Genomic DNA, 24,350 nt, shown 5'->3' with positions numbered 1-24,350 from the left:
AGCCAAAGAGTAATGCGGGACAGCTGAGAATGATTTGAGCGAATATGAGAGACAACTGCCCGCTACTACATAATAAGAAGAATGAGATATAAACAGTGCGACAAAATCGCTTAGCGGTTGTATAACGAATTAAGCGGTCTGTTTTTTGAGTTGAGTGGTTCTGTCTTTTTGAAATGGCTATTTTTTTGTGATCTAGATAACAATTTTATTTCTTTCAATAAGTTAGAAAATCATTAAATAGAAAAAAACCTCCTTTTCACTAACAAAAAAGGAGGTTTTTTATAACATTATTTAATCAAGTAGTAATTATTGGCTAAATTGAACGGATATCAAAAGCACGTTACCTTTTCGAGCAGATGAACCATTAAAACGCCATTGATATGCAGCATCAATAACGGCATTATCTATGCTCATATCACCACTGCCAGATTTCAATAGCACCACAGTAGGAACACCTTGAGGGTCAACATCAAGTTGTAAGATCATATCCCCTGTTTTAGGTGCTGTATCAGGTGCATTCACTTTCGGTAATGCCTGATCACTGCCTTTGATATTCGCTGATGAGAAATCAATACTAAATGTCCGATTTGATTGCTCAACAACCTTGTTGTTTAGCGACTTACGTATCACTTTACTATTAGGATCTGATGCAGGTATTACACGTTGAGCTAATTGAATCTGAGTTAAGTCATCACTGAGATAATCATCTGAAGGTTTAACTTCAATACCTTCAGGTAAATAACGCATATCCATTCGCGCTCGTAAGGTTTGATAGCGTTCTAAGCGAGCGCCCTCAAGTGTATGTATCACCATTCTCATTTCTAACATTTGCATCAGCGAACCAACACTTTCTTTTGATTTTTGCTGTGACGCTTTAGCAAATGCCCCTGCTGCAATTTCAGGATCTTCATCGAGCCATGTTATACCCCATCCTAACCAGACATCTTCACGATCGGGTTCTAATGCGATGGCCTGTTCAAAATGAGTACGCGCATTGAGTAATAAAGTTTGCCAATATTTTTTCTCTTGAGGATAAATTTTAGGAGAACTGGTTAAATTGTTGGTTCCTACGTTGTAATATTGCAATTCAAAACGTGCCACTGTTCTCACGATATCGGCATTATCCTGATGAAGAGCGAGTTTTTCATTTAAAAAGCGAATACTGTTATCCCAACTTTCATGGTTATTTTTACCATTAGGCAATGTCTGCAACTCTTTTAAGATGGCTTGTAACGCAGCACGTTTTTCTTGCTGTTGTTGAGATAATCTAGGGTAATAAGATGAATAAGGATCATAGCTGGAGCGAGTTGCTTCTCTTCCATCATTTAATTCTGGCGCTTGCTTTTTCAGTTCTGTATAAGCATTTTCAGTCAGTGTTATCCCTTTTGCATCTTGTCTCGCATAAGCTTTAACCAGTTTTATCAATGTTGATTGTTGCTTAACCGCATACTCTTTCCAACCAAGACGGGTACTTTCAAAACGAACTGTCACACGTTGGCGATATCCGTCTTTGTTTGGCATAAAACGCCAATGACGAGCCGCTTTCACTGCTTGATCATCGAAAGCATCAACACCACTACTGTTTTGCACCCAAAGCCCTGAAATACGCCCTTGAGGATCGACATCAACGGATAAAATAACATCTGCACGAGGGATATATTTTCTGATTGTTGGATAACGGATCTCAGTTAAGTTTTTCACTTCATTAGGTGATTCAACAATCACTTCTCCGGGATACTCTTTTCCCATCATTGATTGCATTTCAAGATAAGTGGTTAAATCATTATTGATTGCATTACTCACTGGTAATCGCTGATTAGCAAGCTTAGTGACTTCTTCTGGTGGTGTACTGTTTTGTCGATAAAAACGATCTTCAATAACACGCGCTTGTAATATCTGATAAACCTGACGCTGATTTTCAGTAAGCTCTGAAATTGCTTTTTTCAACAATTGTTGCGCTGAAATATCATTATGACCTTGCTTAGCCTGTTTGAGCGTATCTGCCACCATTAAAGCTAACATCGCTTTTTCAATTTGTGCATCCAAAGAACGATGGGCGATATAAGTAAGTGATAAAACTTGCCATGCCTCAGGTGATAATGGCGCAACAGCAATAACATTAATACCTGATTGCGTTAATTGAGCATCATTACTATTTGAAAGGGAAGCTAATGCCTGAGCGACCATAATCTCAGGTTGATTTAATAGCCAGTCGCCATAAAAATTGAGTGTTTTTACAGCTTCCGCACGTTCTGATGTTCCCTTGGTATGAACTAAATAAGCTTCTTTCGCTTTTGTCGCCACAATCACATCATCACTAAAATAATCCAATCCTGGTAAAGCAATTCGCGCTTTCTCAATAGCACTAATAGATGCCAGCGCTTTCGGTTGATTAGACCGAATAATGTTACGGATCTCATTTTCACTATTAACAACAAAATAATGATAATTTTGCCATTCAGATTGTTCTATATTTTGTAAAACAAAGCGACGACGATCTTCTAATTCACTCTTTGGTATCACCGAGAATGACACCCCCAGCGCCATTAAAAGGACTAATCCACCACCACATAAATAGTAAATGTTTTTAGCTCGCCACGATTGCAATAACATAACAATCGTCATAATAAGAGAGCCTAACCATAATCCCAGTAAGAAATTACGTTCATCAAAGCGAACAGATGAGGGGAGAATTTTACTATTAAAACTATCAATCAAGCTAAAGGTTGAAACTAAGAAGGCTGGCAACCAGAAAGGGAACAGTAACGTTATAACGCCAATAATAATCAGGATCAGCTTTATTCTTTTTTTCATGTTATTTTCCCTAAATTATGGCTTTCTTTTCAAAATATGCATTGAAGGGAAAACAAAAAGAACTAACAAGATAATGGCTAAAACCATTAAAAACATCACACTCAACATCGTTATTAGTATTTGCTCAATATAATCCGCTTTGATTAAATCTGCGATCCAACTAGAACCTAAACCACCGCTGGCTCCTTGTGGAATAAAATTCATCAGTAATAACCCCAAAAATACAGGGACTATCATGGCAATAGCGGTATGTAATATGACTTTGGGTACTTGGTTTATTGCATTTTTAACCGCAATAAATATCGCTGGCGGTTGAATAGGTTTCGCTGGCGTAGTTTGAGTTGGCGCTTGTCGGATATTCGCATTTTGTACTCTTTTTTGACGAACTGGCTCACGTTGCGTTTGGTTTTGTTTCTGAGTAATTGCAACTTGCTGTAACTTCGCCTCTCTTGCACAAGCTGCGCAAGCTTTACCTGCAAAATGCTGGTGGTTTTTATCTTTTTGACAAATGACTAACTGTTGCTTTTCGGGTTGTGCATATTCATAAAGTGCTGTCGTCCATGTTTTTGCACTTGGTCTTTGCGAAGGTGTGCCTGAAAATGCTTTATCAAAGAGCGTTCTTAGCTTATCAGGTAATTGTTTATGTCCACTGGCGACATTTGGGGTGATCAAATTATGCGCCTTTATGCCATAACCATAAAAATGCCCCGCAATACGTCTTGGTATATCCGTAGGTACAGTGTCATTTTTAGGTCGGCCACTAAAAGGGTGGATACCAAAATTAAGCAACTGAAAAATAATAACGGCTAAGGCAAATCGGTCTTGCCACTCTTCTTGAGATTCTGGAACGGTTTGTTTTGCTTGAAATTCAGGGGCAAGATATTCAACAGTAAATTGCCCAGCAGGAAAACGCGTATTCTCACCTTGGATACTAAATCCATCACAATCGAGAAGAGACATATACAGACTTGATTTATAAAACCGCAAATTCAGCGGTTTCATATCAATAATACGGTGCCCTTGCTGATGTAAAGCATCAATCAATGAGCAAAGGTTATATGCGAGACTCACTTTCGCCCCCATTCCCGTGGGTAAGCCATGCGCTTTGGCTTGGCGTTCTTGAAGAATGTATTCCAACTCAATCGTATTTTTCACATCAAGTTCAGGCATCACAAAGCCAACAAATTGCTTTTGGCTATTGTATAAACGTGCTTGAGGCCATGCGAGTTGGATAATGGGCGTATCGTTAACAGAAACGGGCTTTAATGCAGGTTCTAACTTCTGCATTGCCGTGATCTTTTTCAGATAATAGGCTTTATCAATTTTGTCATGATAAACTTTTGAGACTTGGAAAGGTGCATTATTAATATGGCTAACGCTACCCGCACCACCACTTTTTATCAAATCACCTATTTGATAAATCTTACCGTTTTCATCTTGTAATTGCCTAGATACTGGTTGAACTATCCCTTTCTTTCTCGCTTTTACCACAACTCTTCATCCCTGATGCAAATAACTAAGGTTTTATCATCGCCTGTGATTGAGTGTGTTCGAGGATCAGCTAAAGTCCCTGCTAATGCCTCACTTCCACTATCTTCTGATACAGTTTTTAAATAACGGATCACAGGGGTGATAAACGGTTCATAAAGGGCATCACCCGCTTTATTCATGGCAAAAGGCTGTACACCATCAGACATCAAAATAACTTGTTTTACTGGTTTATTTAGGGGAATAACGCGTAAATGCGCTTCCCAATTTTCTGACGTTACAAACCAAGTTTGATTCGCATATTCTCCATTTTCAGGTTGTGATACATAACTTGTACCATCACAGTATTCCACCACAGCAATACCGTCACCCAAATGGAATAAATAGCCACTATCATCACCGACCCAACATGCAACCAGTGTTGATGCATATTCATTAAGCGCACACTGCTTTATTTCTGCATATTCAGCAAGTTGGAGGTGAATATCTTCAATAAGTTGTTTAGCTCCTTGTGTTATCTGTTTTTCGGTTAACAAATCAATGTTTGGCCACTCTGTAATACGTAGCGTAAATAACCGAGCAACAAGCTGAGCACCTTGTTCACTATAACGAGAAGAACCAGCACCATCACAAACAGCAGCGATAAGATATTCACCTTTACGACGAATAAAATAAGCATCCTGACAGGGAATTTGACGTTCTTGATGGGCAATGCCTGTCACAGATGCCCCATAAGCTAACCAATCATTCATCAAACAGGTACACTCGCCCAAGAATCAGTTGAAGGTAATTGTGCCGTACCGCCTGGTGTAGATTGTGAAACAACCTGCATACTGGCGCTTAGCCACAAGAACAGTTCTTTAAATTGCAACCCTTTAAGCATTTTCACGCCGTTAACGCCATTACGACTAAAACTCCCCATGACTTCTGCTGATGCGCCATCAACCATAATCGGAAACACCGCTGTTTTTTGGCTTTCTTCTGCTTGGCGACAAAGCTGTGCAGCCTGTTCCCATTGGTCTGTCGGAACACCATCAGACATTAAAAATAGCCAAGGACGTGTATAAGCAACACCCGCTTGTTTAAAGCGCTGTTTTTCTGCTTCAATTTCTTCAAGCGCTAAAGTAATGGCTTGTCCCATTGGGGTTGTGCCATTAGCTTCTAAAACAGGGGCTGTGAAATCCATAGCATCTTTCCAATCACCATGAACCGTACATTGGTCATATCCGCCGTATTCAATCACTAAAATACGTACACGTTTAGCCGCAATCACATCATTTTTGAGTTCTTGTTCGAGTAATTTAAGCCCTTCATTTAATTGTTGAATAGGTTGACCATACATACTGCCAGAGCTATCTAGCACTAAGATCAGAGGGGTACGTTGTTCACTGTTATCAACCAAGGCTACGTCAGGGATCATGGGATGCTCCATCATTCAGTTATTATTTTTCATGATAATGATTAATGTAACATAAAGACGCAAAATTCATCAGAAAGAAAAAAGCGATAAAAGGAAGATAAAGATATTTCTGAAAAAAAACAGGTTTTGAGGTTTTAAATAGAGTGTTTTAAATTAAATTTAAGAACATTTACGCGATTTTAGATGAAAAAAAGCACCTCATTACATTAAGTAAAAGGTGCTTTTTAAATAAAATATTTATGATGTTAATAGTGGATCTTTTGGCGTCCAGCAATAGAGTGTGAAAGCGTTGTACCGTCAACCATTTCAAGTTCGCCGCCCACTGGAACGCCGTGAGCTATCCGGCTTGCCGTAATATCATACTGAGCACAGATTTCAGCAATATAATTGGCTGTAGCTTCACCTTCAACAGTCGGATTGGTTGCCAAGATCACTTCAGAAATCGTCTCTTGGCTTAAGCGCTCTTCAAGTCTATCTAAACCAATGTCCATAGGACCGATACCATCTAAAGGGGATAAATGCCCCATTAAGACAAAGTATCGCCCTGCAAACTGCCCTGTCTGCTCGATAGCATGAATATCCGCAGGACTTTCGACAACACAAATTTGCCCATTTTGCTGACGACGAACATTCGCACAGATGGTGCAACGCTCTTCTTCAGTAAAAGTTCGGCAATCACAGCAATGACCGATTTCAGACATTGCACGCGTAAGTGCTTGTGCAAGTCGCATACCACCGCTTCTATCGCGTTGAAGTAGTTGGAAAGCCATTCGTTGCGCTGACTTAGGCCCGACACCGGGTAAACAACGCAACGCTTCCATTAATGATTCAAGAAGTGGGCTGGTTTGCATTAGAATGGCATCTTAAAGCCTGGTGGCAATTGCATACCGTTAGAAACAGAGGCCATTCTTTCTTTTTGTGTTTCATCAATACGACGCGCAGCATCATTAAAGGCAGCAGCAATCAGATCTTCCAGCATCTCTTTGTCATCTTCTAGCAGGCTAGGATCGATTTCAACACGACGGCAATTATGAGCACCATTGATAGTGATCTTAACTAAGCCAGCGCCAGATTCACCTGTCACTTCTAAGTTTGCGATCTCTTCTTGCATTTGTTGCATTTTTTCTTGCATTTGTTGGGCTTGCTTCATCAGATTACCCAAACCACCTTTTCCGAACATAATTGTCTCTCTTTGTAAAAGCCACACAGTATGAAGTCATACAACATGTTGCGATTAAACAGGTCGGATACTCTCTTCATCCAATTCAGCATCAAAATATTGCTGTAATGTTTGAATCGTTTTATCCGTAATAATCGATTGACGCGATAACGCCAATTTTTCATCATAAATGGCTTGTCGCCACTCCAACGGTGTTTTTACCGTTGGATCATCATCTTCTATAATTGTGAGTGAAATTGCTTTTCCATGCAATTCACTTAACGCATTAGTAAGCGTGCGTAACGCATTTGCAGAATTTAAATGTTTCTGTTTAGTTCGTAAATGCAAAATAACGTTTTCTTCGTTTACTGTCTCTTTATACGCATTTAATGCCAGTTGTTGCACCAATTTAGGGAGTGGCATTTTGTCAATTTCAGCCGCCCAAGCATCTCTTTCTTGCGACTCTTTAGCAATTTTTGCTGCTAATTCAGGTGTTTTTTCATATTCGAGAACTTCTTTGATCTCTTTTGGTGAAGAAACAACCTCTTGCGTTGACATTAACTCAGGGTTTTGCGGACGCCACTGATACTCTTCTTTTTTCTTTTTTTCAGGCGCATTAGTCTGACGCTTCGCTGCTTGCTGGCGTTTTTCACTCACGGCTGCTAGCCGCTCTAATGCACTAGCAGCCGGCTTGGCCCGATTAGGCGTCGCCGGTTCAGACTTTTTTGGCGGGGTTTGTTGTTCCGTCCCCTTTATTGCCTGCCTTGCCCTTAGAAGTTGTGCTGCGGGGCTATTGCCTAATGAAGCACTATTTTCTATTGGTGAAGAAGATGGGTGATCCACTTGAGGCGAATGAGTCTGCACAGTTTGCGGAGCATAATGTTCAGACATTCTATTTGTAGGCAATGATGCTGAAGGTAAAGTTTGTGCTAATGGCGCAGAAGGTATTTCATCAATCACTGTTTTAGGATGAAAAGCAAGCGCACGTAACAGAGTCATTTCAACCCCCATGCGTCTATCTGGCGCATAAGCCAGTTCTTTTCGCCCTACTAATAAGGTTTGATAATAGAGTTGTAAATCTTGTGGAGAAACAGATTTTGCCAATAAACGTAGGCGTTCTTGAGTAAATTGCTCTTGAGGATTTTCTTCACTAGGCAATAACTGCAACATCGCAATTTGATGCAGTAATGAGAGTGTTTCAACCAAGAAATTTTCCCAGTCAGTACCTCTTGAAGCGACTTCATTAACCAGCGACATGACCTGTTGACCATCCGCTTTTACTAGCGCTTCAATCAATGCTAATGGTTGAGCGTCATCAATCGTGCCAAGCATTTGGCTAACCACTTCTGCACTGACAACACCTTCGCCACTTGCGATAGCTTGATCTGTTAAGCTTAATGCATCTCGCATACTGCCATCGGCAGCGCGTGCAATAAGTTGACGCGCTCTTACATCATTTTCAATATGCTCTGCTGATAGCACTTTTTCGAGTTGTGTCGCAATTTGGTCAATATCTAATGCTCGCAGATGAAATTGCAAGCAACGTGATAAAATCGTGACAGGTAATTTTTGTGGATCAGTCGTCGCTAATAAGAATTTAACGTGCTCTGGCGGTTCTTCTAATGTTTTTAGTAGCGCATTAAAACTGTGACGAGAAAGCATGTGAACTTCATCAATCAAGTAGACTTTAAAGCGTCCTCGCGCTGGCGCGTACTGCACATTGTCCAGCAGTTCACGGGTATCTTCTACCTTAGTACGAGATGCAGCATCGATTTCAATTAAATCGACAAAACGCCCTTGTTCTATTTCAAGGCAATTTGCACATTGACCACAAGGTTCACTCGTAATACCTGTTTCACAATTGAGCCCTTTGGCAAATAATCGGGCAATAGTGGTTTTTCCGACACCTCGTGTGCCAGAAAAAAGATAGGCGTGATGAAGTCGCTGATGATCAAGACCATTAGCTAAAGCAGTCAACACATGACGTTGACCAACAACATCGTTAAAAGTTTGTGGGCGCCACTTACGGGCAAGTACCTGATAGCTCATTGATTCCGCTAAATTTGAACAAGATTTATCTCTATGCTAACACAGGGACGACCTATTGAGCGAGATCTGTAAGAAACAAATGAGATATTGGAGAAAGAACCAGCAGAAATTTAAGGTAAAGATAAGAGGTAACAATTGTGCGGGCAATATACATTTATAAAAATAGAAAAATTATAAATGATATATAAACACCCGCACTCTTACTTGTGTTTACGATAAGAACTTAATTAGTTCTTCTCTAAACAGTGAAGATATTAATGTCCTGGAAAATCAACCAGTGTAAAGCTATGAACACCTTGTTTTTCTAAGCGTTCGATACCGCCTAAATCAGGTAAGCAGATAATGAATGCAGCTTCTGTCACAGTACCACCTAAACGGCGGATCAGACGAGCAGTTGCTTCAATGGTGCCACCTGTTGCTAGTAAATCATCAACCATTAATACTTTGTCTTGATCCGTAATGCTATCTTTGTGGATCTCTAAAGTATCTGTGCCGTATTCCAGATCATAAGTTTCACTGAGCGTTTCGCGAGGCAATTTACCTTTTTTACGAACAGGAACAAAACCAACACCTAGGCGTAAAGCGACTGGAGCACCAAATAGGAAGCCACGCGCTTCGGTACCCACAACTTTAGTGATACCCTGACCTTGATAGTGTTCTACCAATAAATCAATGGTTGCCTGATATGCAGCAGGATTATCCAATAATGTAGTGATATCACGGAATAATATCCCTTCTTTTGGATAATCAGGAATGGTTTCAATACTGTCTTTAATAAATTGCAGTTGTTGCGCGTTAGCAGTCATAATCAGTGCCATAATAAAAAACGAAACGATAGAATCTATGCAATATGCCGTTAAAATGCAACAGAAAGCCAATTAACAACTCTTTTTTGTTGCTTTAAGTCAATTCATGTTTTTATCAAAACAGGGGCAAGAACCAGATGAATAAACCTGATCCTTTAAGCTTATTTAAAAAACAGATAGACAATCTAGCCGAAACAGTGGCGCCTATTGCAAACAAAAAAATTGCAGCACCTTGCTTCGACACGACACTATTCCACCGCCGAAGTGATTCCCTTGGTGGCTACATGCAACAGATCCGCGATAATTTTACCCAGTTAATCGCTTGTGTTGAGGCACAACGAAGCCAGCAAGTTAAATTTCTGGCCACACAAATCCTACAACAAATTGAAGCATTAACTCGTGAATTATCGACACAAACACTAAGAAAGCAAGAGAACCAGCTTACTCAACGAAAAAAAAGTGTCGATTTATACCAAAAGCTTGCCCAACATCAGGATTATGAGCGCCGATTACAAGCCATGATCCAAGATAGAGAGCTTTCATTAACGCAGGCACAGAGCTTTATGAAGCAACAAGAGTTACAAAAGGAGATTGCCGCTCTTGAAAATCGCCTTGCGCGCTGCAAAAATGCCCTGTTCTCTATCGAAAAGAGCATTGAGAAACAAGAAGATAAATTTTAAAGGGAGTGATAATGAGTTTAAAAGACGCACCAGAGTCTGTTCAATTGGCAGTCGATCTTATCTATTTACTTGAAAGCCACCATATTGATCCTAAAACAGCACTAGAAGCCCTCGAGATTGTGCGCCAAGATTATGAAAAAAAATTAGTGGCACAATCTACTCATTCATCCCTTTAATTAAGCAAAAGGCGTATTGGCTTCAGGTGTTGAGCCATCAAGAGGACGTTTTATCTCTTGTACTTCATCACCTTGTTTATTATGCAAATAGACATCAAGTTGGTTAAACGCAATATTGATATTATTTTCATTACACAGCTTATCAATAGCGCGGTTAACTTCATCTATTGCAATATTTCTGTCACCTAATGTTCTGACATAAAAACGCAAATCATGATTCAGGGTGCTTGCCCCAAATTCAGTAAATAGCACCACAGGTTCTGGTTCAGTCATCACTCTGGCATTCTCTTTAGCGGCCTTCATTAAGATCTCTTTGACCTTATCGAGGTCAGATCCATAAGCAACACCCACTTGAATAATAATACGTGTCACCGTATCAGATAATGTCCAGTTAATAAGCCGTTCAGTTACAAACGCTTTATTTGGAATAATCACTTCTTTGCGATCAAAGTCAGTCACTGTCGTTGCTCTAATACGAATTCGGCTAACCGTACCAGAATAAGTACCAATAGTAACCGTATCACCAATTCTGACGGGTCTTTCGAACAAAATAATTAAGCCAGACACAAAGTTTGCAAATATTTCTTGTAAACCGAACCCTAAACCAACCGTTAAAGCTGCGGCTAACCATTGCAGTTTTTCCCATGCTACACCTAATATTCCCAGTGATACGATGGTTCCGATAGCAATAATAATGTAGGTCAAAATGGTTGTGATCGCGTAAGAAGCGCCTTGTTGCAGTTTTATACGAGATAAAATTAATACCTCTAATAAACCCGGTAAATTTCGGGTCATAAACCAAGAAATTGCCATAATAGAAACAGACAATAATAGGTCGGCAACAGTAACCGCTTTAACGACATTACCAAGCTCTGTCGGCAAAGTGTAACTCCAGAGCGTTATTCCATCTAAATAGGTAAAGACCGTAATAAAATCAGACCAAATACCATAGAAACTAGACGCAAAGATGATAAATAAGATCATCGTTGTCAGTCTTAATGATTGTTGATTGATTTGATCCATATCCATTGGTGGTTCTTGAATAGGTTCAAGAGTGTTATCTTCGCCTTCTTTTTTCTCTTTAAGCATTGCTTGTCGACGCTCAAGTGCACGACGATAGGCAAGGCGTCGAGCCGCAACAGTTAAGCCGCGCAAACTGGCGTGATAAGCAATAAACCACAGCATGAGTAGATATAAGCTATCAATCCAACGATTTGCTAAACGCAATGCGGTGTAGTAATAACCAAAAATAACCAATCCCATTAAAATAAGGGGTGAAAACGTTAATAAGGTAATGACGACCGTTCTAACAACATGATTGCCCTTTTCTTGCCACATTTCACGGCAAAATGGCAACGCACATAAACTAATACCAAATAATGAAATAATCGCAACCAATTGCCCAATAACATCCCCCACCAACAGCAATGGATTATTAATGCCATAAGCTGAAAGCAGAATAATTGGCAACATTGGCAGTGATAATCGTAATAAACGTTTACGATTTTGCTGAACGCGTTCGAGAGGAATTTTAAAATGTTTTACTGCAACACCATTGTCAGACATTAAGCGATAAGACCATTCAAACATCAGCCAAAATACCGCAAATTGCCATGCAAAAGACCAAATAAATTCTTGCTGAACATTAAAGCTATTAATTAGCCAATACCCTATTGCTAATACAATACAAGAAAGGGGTAATGTTTTTATAAATACAATCCCTAATGCTAATGGCGTATGCAGTTGTGAGTCTTTATTAAGCTTATTAATATCCGCATTCAGTTTTTCAAATTGCATATCTAGCTTTTTACGTTGCCAAATAATCAACAAACTGAACGAAATAAGTGCAATAAGTACAGGAAGTGATTTCTTAGCCCCGATCAACAGATTTTCATTTGACCAGTTAAGTTTAAAACCTTGAAATTCGGCAACCGCTTGAGTCGGAAATACTGCAAACCAATTAAGGTTAATCGGCTTATTACTGCTTACCCAGAAAATTTGCTGAGCCAATGTGTTTTCGAGTGAACTTACCACACTGCGTAATTGTTGCTGATCCATTTGGAGATTAATCGAACCCGAAATTTGATTACCTAATTGGTTATTCAGTTTATCGAGCAGTTCTCTACGAGCATCAACTAATAGTTCCAAAGCATTGCGTAACTCTTTTTGCGCATTAGCATCAGCGGTTTCAGGATGTGTTGATTGATACTCTTTCATCAACTGATCAATATAAATATTAGGTTGAATGATTTGATCACGTTGCTTGTTTATTTCAAATTGTTCTAATCGCAGATCGGCAATTTTATCAGGCAGATTATTAATAAATATACCATCGGGTAAATCAACTTGCTCTTCAAACAGAATACGTGACAGTAATAAACTGCCTTTAAGCACATCAATTTGTTCTTTTAAATTACGTTCAGATTGAATAGCTCTATCTAAGCGATTCTTGACTAGTAAGCTATGGCGATTTAAATCATTATTATTTTGCGTGGTAACAATCAACTTATCGCTAAGCTGTTTATTGATTTCTGTTTGTGCCAAATAAAATGGATCATTATTAATGATCTGATTCTCAAGCCCTGTACTTTGAGCTTCTTTGGCAGTTTCCTCTGAGCTATCTAAGCGTTTATCATTGATAGCATCCTGAAGTAATTGAGCATGCTCTTGTGAAAGGTCGATATAAGCAGAACTATAATCTCGCTGTAGTTGCAATAAGCTTTGCAGTTGCACATTTGATTGGAGAGTTCGCTTTTGAAAATTATTTTGTTGTTGAAGATAATATTGTTCTAATTGCAACAGTTGCACTGCCGAAGTACGCATTTGTGCTTTATCAGCACTGCTTTTATTCAACAAGGTTCTTATTTGTTGCAGTCTTTCTGAATTGCTAAATAAAACAGATTGCGCCCTTTCAGGTTGTGTTTGTAATACAATAAGCTCATTACTGTAGTTGGCTAAATCATCTTGAGATTTTTGTAATGACTGTAATACCGTTTCAAGTTGAGATTCTAATGTTGCAAGCGGTAAAGCCTCTAATGATTTTTTATAATCGTCAGCTTCTTTATTAGCGACTTTTTGTTTTAATTGATCGAGTTGATATTGAGTACTACGCAATTTTTCTGGTAATTGATCGACTGTTTTATTGTAGCTTGTCGATTTTTTTTCTAATTGTTGAATATCATCAAGTAATAAAAGCGATTGCTCGAGATCAGCAATAGTTAATTTATCTTCTGCACTTAACTCACTGCGCTTATTTAATAAATTAAGCTGGTTTTGAATGCTTTCTTGAGTCGGTAAATTACTCGATACCGCGGCTAAAACAGCGGTAATGGAAAGGCTCCAAAGAATAAAGACAATAATCGAAGCTGTAATAACCGTCTTTATTTGACTATTAAATTGAGAAAAAAGAGTTTTTGTACACATGGTTAAGCAACTTGTTCAACTAATATTGAAAAACTGTCTCTTAGTATAATCCAATTGCTTTAAATTGGCAGTGTAAACAGAACAAGTTGCTTGGGATGTTTCTCGCCTGAGAAAACGAAATAGTGATCAGAAAGTCAGGATTTTATCGGCATCTAGTGTCCACTGCGCTAAATCAACTAAAGTTCCTAATTCTGCACCATCAACAAGTGGTAAATCACTGATACCACGGGTGTCTGTACAGGTTTTACATAACTTAACAGGCACATTTTGCGCTGTTAAAATTTCCAGCATTTGCTGTAAGTTGTAGCCTTCTTTAGGTTGTTGACGAGCTAAAGCCCCAGTCACAGCATCAGACATTAAAAAAATATTTAATTGAGTTTCTGGATGCTGTTCTTTTAATGTAATCGATAAACGCAGTGCGTTAAATAATGATTCATTGCCATAAGCTGCACCATTAGCAATAACTAACACCTTACTCATGAATGTCTTCCTTTTGTTTAAAAATAAATTAAGAGGTCGCAGATATTCTCATATTTGCACTGTGCTTTATCATATCAATAAAGCTATCAACCAAATATTGACTTTCATCTTTGATAGAAAAACTTTCTGGTGAAAATAACCAATTTTCGGCAAGATCTGTCATCATGGCTCTTAACATAATGGCGGCTCTTCTTAAATTAAGGTCCGTAGGAAGCTGTTTTTTTTCAATACAACGAGATAAAGACTGTTCTATTCTAGAGTGATCCGCTGCACACAATTCTCTGCGAATTTCAACAATTGGTGTCATTTCACCGACAAATTCGCATTTATGGAAATATATTTCTAAAAGTGCATTATGTTTGGGATCTTCGACAATTGATGTCAATATGTAAATAAGCAATTCTCTTAATACAAATAGTGGATCATCTGGGTATTTTGATTGATACTCTATTTCTAAAGATTCTATTTTTAAGTCGGTGAGTTCGCACGCTTCAGTAAATAAATCCACTTTATTTTTAAAGTGCCAATATATTGCGCCACGGGTAACACCTGCCGCGGCTGCAATATCTGAAAGTGATGTGGCAGAAACGCCTTGCACAGTAAACAGCCTAAGTGCAGCATCAATAATCTGCTGTTTTGTTTCTTGTGCCTGCCGTTTAGTTTTTCGTGCCATTAATCCTCGATTTTGACTGAAGTTAATTTACATACATTCATGTATGTTTGTACTATACATCGCAATCAATCATCAACTTAATTATTTTTATCCCGGGAAACAACGTTTGAATAGAGGTTTTCTTATGCGAAAAAACAGAGGGGTTTTGCCTCTGGCTCTGTTAGTGCTATCAGGCAGCTTGGTTCTTGCTGGATGTGACGACAAAGCTAAACAGTCTGCTGGAGGTCCACCTCCTGCACCCGCTGTAGGTGTTGTGACGTTAGGAGCGCAAGCTCTGACAATCACTACTGATTTACCAGGTCGTACATCAGCCTTCCGTATTGCTGAGGTTCGCCCTCAAGTTAGCGGCATTATTTTAAAGCGTAACTATACAGAAGGTAGCTATGTAGAAGCAGGTACATCACTGTATCAAATCGACCCAGCTCTTTTTGAAGCAACGTTAAATAGTGCGCAAGCTGAATTATCAAAAGCGAAAGCAAATGCTGAAATTGCTCGCCTCACTGTAGAGCGTTATAAACCGCTACTAGGTACAAATTACGTCAGTAAACAAGATTTTGATGCCGCAACATCACAATATGCACAAGCGGCTGCCGCAGTTAAAGCAGCAGAAGCAGCAGTGACAAGCGCAAAAATCAATCTTGAATACACCAAAGTAACATCACCAATTTCAGGTCGTTCAGGCAAATCAACCGTAACTGAAGGCGCTTTAGTCGCCCAAGGTCAACAAGTTGCACTGACAACAATTCAGCAAATCGATCCGATTTATGTCGATGTGACACAATCGAGCGAAGATTATCTGAAATTAAAAAATGAAATTGAAAGCGGCATTATTCGTCAAGAACAAGGTAAACCTGTTGTTCATTTAACACTGACGAATGGGCAAGCTTACGCACAGAAAGGGCATTTAGAATTTTCTGATGTGACTGTTGATGAAACAACAGGCTCAATTACAATGCGCGCTATCGTACCTAACCCGAATGGGGAATTACTACCAGGTATGTTTGTTCGTACTAAGTTAGAGAATGGTATTCGTCAAAATGCAGTTTTGATCCCACAACAAGCCGTTATTCGTACAGCGCGTGGTGAAGCGACAACAATGGTTGTAAATAAAGACAATGTTGTTGAAGTTCGTCCCATTGAAGTGTCACAAGCTGTTGGTAATAAATGGCTCGTTAATAGTGGTGTTCAGGCTGGTGAGCGCGTTATCGTTTCTGGATTGCAAAAAGCAAAACCAAAAATGACAGTAACGGCTCAAGAAGAGAATTTAGATGCGAAGCCATCACCTGAACAAACTGAGCCAGCTAAGAATCCTCAATAAGGAGTCGGTGATCCATGCCTAAGTTTTTTATAGATAGACCGATATTTGCGTGGGTAATTGCGATAATTACCATGCTCGCAGGTCTTCTGGCACTCATCAAACTGCCTGTTGCCCAGTATCCAACGATTGCACCGCCAGCGATTTCTATCTCTGCGGTTTATCCTGGTGCTGACGCCACCACTGTGCAGAATACTGTTACCCAAGTTATCGAACAGAATATGAATGGTATCGATAACATGGTGTATATGTCTGCGACCAGTGACTCAGCTGGTATGATGAATATCACTCTGACCTTTGAAGCAGGTACTGATCCTGATATCGCGCAAGTACAGGTGCAGAATAAACTGCAACTTGCCATGCCGTTATTACCTCAGGAAGTGCAACAACAAGGGATTAGTGTTGATAAATCCTCAAGTTCATTCTTGATGGTTGCGGGTTTCATCTCAAATGACGGCTCAATGTCACAAGATGATATCGCAGACTATGTGGGTGCAACGATTAAAGACCCATTAAGCCGTGTAACCGGCGTGGGTGAAACCCAGTTATTTGGTACTCAATACGCGATGCGTATTTGGTTAGACCCAGATAAACTGGTGAAATACAACATGACCACACTTGATGTTATCGGTGCGATTAGAGCACAGAATAACCAAGTGGCCGCAGGTCAATTAGGGGGTACACCTCCCGTTCCTGGCCAGCGTTTAAACGTATCTATTATTGCTCAAACTCGACTCAATACCGCAGAGCAATTTGGCGATATCCTGATGAAGGTTAACACCGACGGTTCACAGGTTAAGCTAAAAGATCTTGGTATAGTTGAAATGGGTGCTGAAAGCTACAGCACTATTGCTCGCTTTAATGGCCTACCCGCTTCTGGTATTGGTATTAAATTAGCAACAGGTGCTAACGCATTAGATACAGCAACCGCGGTACGTGCAGCATTGGCTGAAATGGAGCCATTCTTCCCTGCGGGATTAGAAGTTGTTTATCCTTACGATACAACGCCATTCGTTAAGATCTCTATTTTCGAAGTGGTAAAAACGCTGATTGAAGCAATTATGCTGGTATTCGTAGTAATGTATCTGTTCTTACAGAACTTCCGTGCTACGTTAATCCCAACAATTGCAGTACCCGTTGTATTGTTAGGAACCTTCGCCATACTTTCGGCGTTTGGTTATTCGATAAATACCTTAACGATGTTCGCGATGGTACTTGCCATCGGGCTTCTGGTGGATGATGCTATCGTTGTGGTAGAAAACGTCGAACGTGTTATGCAAGAAGAAGGCTTATCGCCTAAAGAAGCAACACGTAAATCCATGGGACAAATCCAAAGTGCGCTGGTCGGTATCGCCCTAGTACTTTCTGCGGTATTTATTCCAATGGCATTCTTTGGTGGTTCAACAGGTGCAATCTATCGCCAGTTCTCTATCACCATCGTATCAGCAATGGTTCTGTCTGTTTTCGTTGCGTTGATTTTAACACCAGCACTTTGTGCAACGATGTTAAAACCTGTACCGAAAGGCAGTCACGGTGTGCAAACAGGTTTCTTTGGTTGGTTTAACCGTACCTTTGAAAAGAGTAGCCACCACTATACTGACAGTGTATCCCGTACTCTTCGTGGTACAGGTCGTTACTTACTAATTTACGTTTTATTAGTCGCAGGTATGGCGTTAATGTTTATTCGCTTACCAGCATCGTTCTTACCTGAAGAAGACCAAGGTGTATTACTGACAATGGTTCAGTTGCCTGCGGGTTCAACACAAGAACAAACACAAGACGTACTAGAAAGAGTAAACGACTACTTCAATACTGATGAGAAAGAACTCGTTAAATCGGTCTTTACCGTAAGTGGCTTCGGCTTCGGTGGTCAAGGCCAAAATATGGGTCTGGTCTTCGTTGTATTGAATGATTGGGATGAACGAAAAGCAGATGAAGACAAAGTTCCCGCAATTGTAGGACGTGCCAATAAGGCATTATCCCAAATTAAGGAAGCCTTTGTTTACTCATTTAACATTCCAGCGATTGTTGAGTTAGGCTCTGCGGGTGGTTTCGAATTCGAGTTAGTGGATAAAGCTAACCTCGGTCACGAAAAACTCATGGAAGCTCGAAATCAATTACTAGGAATGGCAGCGCAACAGCCTCAAATGTTAACGGGTGTGCGTCCTAATGGTCAGGAAGATACTTCACAGTATCGTCTGTATATCGACCTAGAAAAAGCACAAGCTCAAGGTGTTGCAATCAGTGATATCTATTCAACATTAGGTACGATGTTTGGTGGTAGCTATGTAAACGACTTTATCGACCGTGGTCGTGTTAAGAAAGTTTACGTTCAAGCTGAATCACAATACCGTATGTTGCCACAAGATATCGGTAATCTTTATGTTCGTAACAATGTCGGTCAGATGGTTCCATTCTCATCGTTCATTGATACAAGTAAAGATCCTTGGTTATACGGCTCTCCTCGTTTAGAGCGTTATAACGGTTTACCAGCAGTTCAAATTCAAGGTAGTGCAACACCAGGCCAAAGTAGTGGTGATGCAATGCTTATGATGGAAGATCTCGCAAGTAAACTACCAAGCGGTATCGGTTATGAATGGACAGGAATGTCATATCAAGAACGTTTATCTGGTAACCAAGCGCCTGCGCTGTATACCATTTCCTTGATAGTTGTATTCCTTTGTCTTGCTGCTCTTTATGAGAGCTGGTCAGTACCATTCTCCGTTATGTTAGTCGTTCCACTGGGTGTTATTGGTGCTCTTGCATTAACATCAATAAGAGGCCTTGAAAACGACGTTTACTTTAAGGTTGGGCTCTTAACAACCATTGGGTTATCGGCGAAAAACGCAATCTTGATTGTTGAATTCGCCAAAGACTTGATGGAGAAAGAAGGTAAAGGACTCATAGAAGCAACGTTAGACTCTGTTAGAATGCGTCTACGTCCAATTCTAATGACTTCACTTGCCTTTATGTTAGGGGTTATTCCTCTAGTATTAAGTAACGGTGCAGGTTCTGGTGCTCAGAACTCAGTAGGTACAGGTGTATTCGGTGGTATGATTGCCGCAACCTCTCTTGCTATCTACTTTGTTCCTATTTTCTTCGTCGTGATCCGTAGACGATTTGCGAAGAAAAATGAAGATTTAGAGCATCCAAATCATTCACACTAATTTGAATGAATTTGAGTAGTAATGCCAAAAAGGTCGCGAAAGCGACCTTTTTCTTTATCTATTGATGCAATATCTATTGATACACTGTTTTAAATGAAAACTTATCTCATTATATTATTTTTAGAAAATATCTCTTTAATCAATAAATTCATTTTATTTTTTTTCTTATATATGACTTTTTGTCAAAATTAAGCAGTTCTGTTATTTATAAATAACAACGATAATTATGCCTCATTTACACGCTTAAACATTTAAAATATAATAAAAACAAATAAAATCACCAAGTTAAGAGAAATGCTCTTTAATCGGGGTTTCTTGATTTTTACGAAAATAGACAAAATTCTGTTGTTCAGATAGTGACTTATGCAATAATAGTGCTATATTAAGCAAAGAAATACTTATTGTATAAATTTTAAACTCATTCGTGTGCAATTGAGTGTTTAGTGTTGTCTTTCGATATGCTATTACTTTGTTAGAAATAATAAATATAATTATTAAACTCTTTTAGCATACGAGTAAATATAAACACTCATTTTCAAGTTTATGTTTTTTATTAATCCATTAATGAATTATGTGATGTATCCCGTTAATAAGTTCAACTTTAAGTATTTATCATTATTAATGAATATTTTCTATTAATTCAATTACGATATGTTATGGACGAATATTCACCAGAAAAAGTAGATTTAGCCGAATTGTCGTTTTTGTGCGAAGAGCTATTACAGCAAGCTTTAGGCTCATTAGATAAAGGAAGCACAATTTGGCACAACGATCTGAGTAGCACAAAAAGCGTTGACCTTAATGTTCTAATTGAACACATTATGGACTTTAGTTGGAAATTTAAGATTAAACACCCAGATAAACATGTAATTAATACGCTTATAGAAGAGTACCTTGAAGAGACTTATCGTTTATTTGGTAATACATCAATTTCTTACTCAGATATCAATAATTGGAAAGAGTTAAACCAGTCACTTTTAGCTCTCATTGCCAAAAACCCAAAAAGTTATATTAAGTAATTTTAATTATCTATAGTTTTATTTTAATAATAGAGAAAAGACAACATGACTAAGACAGACTATCTAATGCGTTTAAGAAAATGTACTTCAATCGAAACATTAGAACGTGTGATTGAAAAAAACAAATATGAACTCTCTGATGATGAACTGGAGCTGTTTTATTCAGCAGCAGACCACCGTTTAGCAGAACTCACAATGAATAAGCTATATGATAAAATTCCAGCGTCTGTTTGGAAATTTGTAAGATAATCTAATTCTATTTAATTGCCTTAGTTTTATTTTTGCTATTTTTATTTTTTATAGTAGTAGGGTTATTAGTTCTTAATTTAGATATCGTTTTATTCACGTTTTCTTATCAGTAGAATGATTACACACCATCATGCCGTTGACTTATTACGGCATGACTGCACTGCTTTACTCAAATATTCCTTTCATTTATAAATACGACCGTAAATTTTCCAATAATAAATTGATACATTAAGCATACTATTTTCTATTCAATAATATTGACTCTTAAACCCAAAGAAAACAGCGCTCAAAAAACACGTATGGAGAGTAAAAATATAAGGGGAAATAACAATCTTAGAAGATAATAATTATGAAAGATTAGATATTATGAAAGGCTAAAAATTGGGTGGGGCCTTGCCAGCGACATCCCGGCACACACGACACCTGCCATGGCTGCTTCCTTCCGGACCTGACCGAGTTAACAAGTTAGCGTTGCGGGAGAACCAACAAGACCCCATAGATTGTCTTATTGCTAAGACGTCACGCATTATGTTTTAAACTGATCCAAATAGCAAGGAAAGTGAGCCTAAGTGATGATTAATTACCCAAATCTACACTCGCTGATTATTCAATTGCCTTTAACGCTCTTTTTGCCTCCCATAAATTCATCAGAGAGTATTCAATAAGTGGGTAAACCATAATCTCATCAACTCTGTTTATTTATCATTAAATTGCTATCTAAGATAAAAAGGGAGATTATTTTTTATCTTCTTAGGATTGTATATAATCAACTTTATAAAAAATAACCAGATCTAATGATACAGGTACACTATGAGTCAAGCATTGAAAGATCTCATCAATTTGATGGCACTTGAAAAAATAGAAGAAGGTCTATTTAGAGGTCAAAGCGAAGATCTAGGATTACCTCAAGTTTTTGGTGGGCAAGTTGTAGGACAAGCACTATACGCTGCAAAACAGACTATTGCAGATAACCGCTATATCAACTCATTTCATAGCTACTTTTTACGTCCTGGTGATAGCCATAAGCCTATTGTTTATGATGTGGAATTTATCCGTGATGGCGGTTCATTTAGTACTCGTAGAGTCAGCGCTATTCAGCATGGCAAACCTATTTTTTATATGACCGTTTCTTTTCAAGAATTTGAAGAAGGTTTTGAACATCAAGATATAATGCCTGATGTTCCTTTTCCAAATGAACTTATCTCACAACATGAGATTTTAAAGAAATTAGCACCCAAATTACCCGAGCCGATTAAATCTTTAGCACTACGAGAAACACCTTTTGAAGCGCGTCCAGTGCAATATTTTAGCCCTTTTGGCTACTCTAAAGCGCCTGCTGAACGCTATGTTTGGTATCGTAGTCGTGGTGAAATGCCATCAGATCCTTTCTTGCATCAATACTTGCTTGGTTATGTTTCTGATTTTGATTTTTTACCAACCGCTCTCCAACCTTATGGCTTAGGTTTTATGGATACAAGTCTGCAGGTCGCTACGATTGACCATTCTATGTGGTTTCATCGCCCATTCCGTGTAGATGATTGGTTACTTTATGTAATTGAAAGCCCTTCAGCATCAGGCGGTAGAGGATTTGTGAGAGGTAAATTCTTTAATACAAATGGTCAACTAGTAGCCTCTTCTGTTCAAGAAGGGGTTATTCGCCAAAAACGTACTAAACATTCAAAATAATATCTTGGCATATTCCCCCCTCAAACGAGGGGGAATAGACAATTATTGTTGATAAGCTCTTTCACCATGAGTTGTTAAATCTAATCCATCATGCTCTTCCTCTTCTGAAACACGTAAACCCACCAGCTTATCAGCGATTTTAAAACTTATATAAGCGACAACACCAGACCAAATCACGGTGATCACAACACTCATTAATTGAATTAAAACTTGTTTACTGAGTGTCATACCATCGCTATATCCCACTCCACCTAAGAATGAAGCCGTAAACACCCCGGTTAATAAGCAACCTGCAATACCACAAGTACCGTGGATACCGAAAACATCACAAACATCATCCGCTTTTAGCCAGCGCTTTAAAACAACAACGCCCCAAAGCCCGATAATGCCCCCCATTACACCGATAAATAAAGCCCCCATCACTCCGACCGTGCCAGCAGCAGGTGTAATCGCCACTAATCCAGCAATACAACCAGAACAACTCCCTAGCATGGAAGGTTTTCCTCTGGTGATCCATTCTGATGCCGTCCAAGAAAGTACAGCGCCTGCGGTTGCAATTACTGTATTTAGAAATGCTAAAGCCGCAATCGCATTTGCACTACCAGCAGAGCCTGCATTAAAACCAAACCAACCAATATAGAGTACCGCGGTGCCTGTGAAGACCATTGGTAAATTATGAGGTTTAAGCGCTGTATGCTGACTATCACGTCGCTTACCAAGTAAGTAAGCACCAACAAGAGCCGCAATAGCCGCATTAATATGCACGACAGTTCCCCCTGCAAAATCTAATGCACCATCATCGATTAACCAACCACCTTCTCCCCATACCATATGCGCAATAGGGATATAAGAAAACGTAAACCAAATAACCGTGAAAATAAGCAGTGCGGAAAAACGGACTCGCTCGCCTAATGCACCAACAATCAATGCAACAGTGATAACAGCAAAAGATCCTTGAAAAGCAATATGTACATACTGATTAATTGAACCAGAGAATGAATCTAGTGATACGTTATTCAAAAAAGTAAGTGACCACCCACCCCAAATTTTATTACCTGCGGTAAATGCCAGACTGTAGCCAAATATAACCCAAAGAATAACTACAACACTGAAGATCATCATCACTTGCGTGATCAAAGAAAGTACGTTTTTCCCTCTTAATAAGCCGCCATAGAACAGAGCAATACCAGGTATAGTCATAAAAAAGACCAAAGCAGTACATATCAACATAAAACCGTTATCAGCTTTATCAACAATCACTGTTTCAGTCGCAAATACAGATGAAGAAAAGTGTGTAAGCACTAACATTAATAACAAAGAAAGTAAGCGTTTCATCGAATATCTCCTTTAAAGTGCTTCATCACCAGACTCGCCAGTACGAATACGGACTGCCTGCAATAATTCCAAAACAAAAATTTTTCCATCTCCTACCTTCCCTGTATCAGTCGCTTGCATAATCACTTGCATAACTGACTCAAGTTGCTCATCGCAAATAGCGAGTTCTATTTTTACTTTGGGGAGAAAATTAACTTCGTATTCTGCGCCTCTATAAAGCTCTGCATGCCCTTTTTGTCGTCCATAACCTTTGACTTCACTGATTGTCATTCCCTTTATACCTAACTCAGAAAGCGACTCTCTTACCTCTTCTAATTTAAATGGCTTAATAATGGCGATGATATATTTCATATAAACCTCGTCGATATTTGAAAGAACCAAGCAAATATAGAAAAGCAAAAGGCATGCCAT

At 39.0% G+C, this 24,350-nt stretch carries 20 protein-coding genes and 1 other RNA gene; 7 read left to right on the top strand and 14 right to left on the bottom strand.

Annotated elements, in window-relative coordinates; genetic code table 11:
• Nucleotides 1-306 precede the first annotated feature (306 nt).
• The 8 genes from ABN212_RS01530 to apt form a co-directional block, all read right to left on the bottom strand.
• Nucleotides 307-2,814: a TonB family protein gene (locus ABN212_RS01530; RefSeq protein WP_349442755.1), complete on the bottom strand. Its 2,508-nt coding sequence runs from the start codon at nt 2,812-2,814 to the stop codon at nt 307-309.
• A 15-nt stretch (nt 2,815-2,829) separates the two neighbouring features.
• Complete coding sequence (locus ABN212_RS01525) at nt 2,830-4,305, bottom strand: DNA-binding protein (protein WP_198619371.1); 1,476 nt, start codon at nt 4,303-4,305, stop codon at nt 2,830-2,832.
• Nucleotides 4,299-5,054 carry a PP2C family serine/threonine-protein phosphatase gene (locus tag ABN212_RS01520; RefSeq protein ID WP_349442754.1) on the bottom strand — a complete coding sequence of 252 codons (756 nt, stop codon included), beginning with the start codon at nt 5,052-5,054 and terminating at the stop codon, nt 4,299-4,301. Before ABN212_RS01520 ends, ABN212_RS01525 begins: the two co-directional genes overlap by 7 nt.
• Nucleotides 5,054-5,722: a vWA domain-containing protein gene (locus ABN212_RS01515; RefSeq protein WP_227336451.1), complete on the bottom strand. Its 669-nt coding sequence runs from the start codon at nt 5,720-5,722 to the stop codon at nt 5,054-5,056. Before ABN212_RS01515 ends, ABN212_RS01520 begins: the two co-directional genes overlap by 1 nt.
• A 245-nt stretch (nt 5,723-5,967) precedes the next feature.
• Nucleotides 5,968-6,573, bottom strand: coding sequence for a recombination mediator RecR (recR, locus tag ABN212_RS01510; protein ID WP_088493661.1), 606 nt, complete (start codon nt 6,571-6,573; stop codon nt 5,968-5,970).
• Complete coding sequence (locus ABN212_RS01505) at nt 6,573-6,902, bottom strand: YbaB/EbfC family nucleoid-associated protein (protein WP_023580840.1); 330 nt, start codon at nt 6,900-6,902, stop codon at nt 6,573-6,575. Before ABN212_RS01505 ends, recR begins: the two co-directional genes overlap by 1 nt.
• Nucleotides 6,903-6,956: 54 nt before the next feature.
• On the bottom strand, nt 6,957-8,930 hold the full coding sequence (gene dnaX / locus ABN212_RS01500; protein WP_349442753.1) for a DNA polymerase III subunit gamma/tau: 1,974 nt from the start codon (nt 8,928-8,930) through the stop codon (nt 6,957-6,959).
• A 254-nt stretch (nt 8,931-9,184) separates the two neighbouring features.
• Nucleotides 9,185-9,736: an adenine phosphoribosyltransferase gene (gene apt / locus ABN212_RS01495; protein WP_036911661.1), complete on the bottom strand. Its 552-nt coding sequence runs from the start codon at nt 9,734-9,736 to the stop codon at nt 9,185-9,187.
• Between the two features lie 137 nt (nt 9,737-9,873).
• On the opposite strand from apt, the gene priC reads away from it, so the two are divergent.
• The gene (gene priC / locus ABN212_RS01490) at nt 9,874-10,416 is read left to right on the top strand and encodes a primosomal replication protein PriC (RefSeq protein ID WP_109371671.1); all 543 of its coding nucleotides are present in this window, start codon (nt 9,874-9,876) and stop codon (nt 10,414-10,416) included.
• Between the two features lie 11 nt (nt 10,417-10,427).
• Nucleotides 10,428-10,592, top strand: a complete 165-nt coding sequence (rsmS, locus tag ABN212_RS01485) for a pleiotropic regulatory protein RsmS (protein ID WP_349442752.1) — start codon at nt 10,428-10,430, stop codon at nt 10,590-10,592.
• Here rsmS and mscK read toward each other — a convergent pair whose 3' ends face one another.
• The 3 genes from mscK to acrR all read right to left on the bottom strand — a co-directional run bounded on the left by mscK (nt 10,593) and on the right by acrR (nt 15,168).
• On the bottom strand, nt 10,593-14,015 hold the full coding sequence (gene mscK / locus ABN212_RS01480) for a mechanosensitive channel MscK (RefSeq protein WP_198629913.1): 3,423 nt from the start codon (nt 14,013-14,015) through the stop codon (nt 10,593-10,595).
• 126 nt (nt 14,016-14,141) lie between these two features.
• Nucleotides 14,142-14,495, bottom strand: a complete 354-nt coding sequence (locus ABN212_RS01475) for a DsrE/DsrF/TusD sulfur relay family protein (protein ID WP_072069368.1) — start codon at nt 14,493-14,495, stop codon at nt 14,142-14,144.
• Nucleotides 14,496-14,523: 28 nt separating this feature from the next.
• Nucleotides 14,524-15,168 (bottom strand): multidrug efflux transporter transcriptional repressor AcrR, encoded by a 645-nt coding sequence (acrR, locus tag ABN212_RS01470; RefSeq protein ID WP_349442751.1) that lies wholly within the window; start codon nt 15,166-15,168, stop codon nt 14,524-14,526.
• Between the two features lie 124 nt (nt 15,169-15,292).
• On the opposite strand from acrR, the gene ABN212_RS01465 reads away from it, so the two are divergent.
• The 4 genes from ABN212_RS01465 (at nt 15,293) to ABN212_RS01450 (ending at nt 20,918) form a co-directional block, all read left to right on the top strand.
• The gene (locus ABN212_RS01465) at nt 15,293-16,486 is read left to right on the top strand and encodes an efflux RND transporter periplasmic adaptor subunit (RefSeq protein ID WP_349442750.1); all 1,194 of its coding nucleotides are present in this window, start codon (nt 15,293-15,295) and stop codon (nt 16,484-16,486) included.
• A 14-nt stretch (nt 16,487-16,500) separates the two neighbouring features.
• Nucleotides 16,501-19,650 carry an efflux RND transporter permease subunit gene (locus ABN212_RS01460; RefSeq protein ID WP_198619366.1) on the top strand — a complete coding sequence of 1,050 codons (3,150 nt, stop codon included), beginning with the start codon at nt 16,501-16,503 and terminating at the stop codon, nt 19,648-19,650.
• A gap of 656 nt (nt 19,651-20,306) precedes the next feature.
• The gene (tomB, locus tag ABN212_RS01455) at nt 20,307-20,669 is read left to right on the top strand and encodes an Hha toxicity modulator TomB (protein ID WP_198619365.1); all 363 of its coding nucleotides are present in this window, start codon (nt 20,307-20,309) and stop codon (nt 20,667-20,669) included.
• Between the two features lie 45 nt (nt 20,670-20,714).
• Nucleotides 20,715-20,918, top strand: coding sequence for an HHA domain-containing protein (locus ABN212_RS01450; RefSeq protein WP_006535062.1), 204 nt, complete (start codon nt 20,715-20,717; stop codon nt 20,916-20,918).
• A 391-nt stretch (nt 20,919-21,309) separates the two neighbouring features.
• Here the strand turns inward: ABN212_RS01450 and ffs are convergent.
• An RNA gene (gene ffs / locus ABN212_RS01445) (signal recognition particle sRNA small type) lies at nt 21,310-21,406 on the bottom strand.
• 322 nt (nt 21,407-21,728) lie between these two features.
• Here ffs and tesB point away from each other — a divergent pair.
• Entirely contained in the window at nt 21,729-22,604 is an 876-nt protein-coding gene (gene tesB, locus ABN212_RS01440) for an acyl-CoA thioesterase II (RefSeq protein ID WP_100159258.1), read from the top strand.
• A gap of 42 nt (nt 22,605-22,646) precedes the next feature.
• On the opposite strand, the gene amtB is transcribed toward tesB, so the two are convergent.
• Together amtB and glnK are read right to left on the bottom strand one after the other, a co-directional pair.
• Nucleotides 22,647-23,939, bottom strand: coding sequence for an ammonium transporter AmtB (gene amtB / locus ABN212_RS01435; protein ID WP_349442749.1), 1,293 nt, complete (start codon nt 23,937-23,939; stop codon nt 22,647-22,649).
• A 12-nt stretch (nt 23,940-23,951) separates the two neighbouring features.
• Nucleotides 23,952-24,290: a P-II family nitrogen regulator gene (gene glnK, locus ABN212_RS01430; RefSeq protein WP_198626021.1), complete on the bottom strand. Its 339-nt coding sequence runs from the start codon at nt 24,288-24,290 to the stop codon at nt 23,952-23,954.
• Nucleotides 24,291-24,350 lie beyond the last annotated feature (60 nt).

Source organism: Proteus genomosp. 6 (assembly GCF_040139785.1).
Taxonomy (GTDB): domain Bacteria; phylum Pseudomonadota; class Gammaproteobacteria; order Enterobacterales; family Enterobacteriaceae; genus Proteus.
This window is presented reverse-complemented; position numbering and strand designations above follow the sequence as displayed.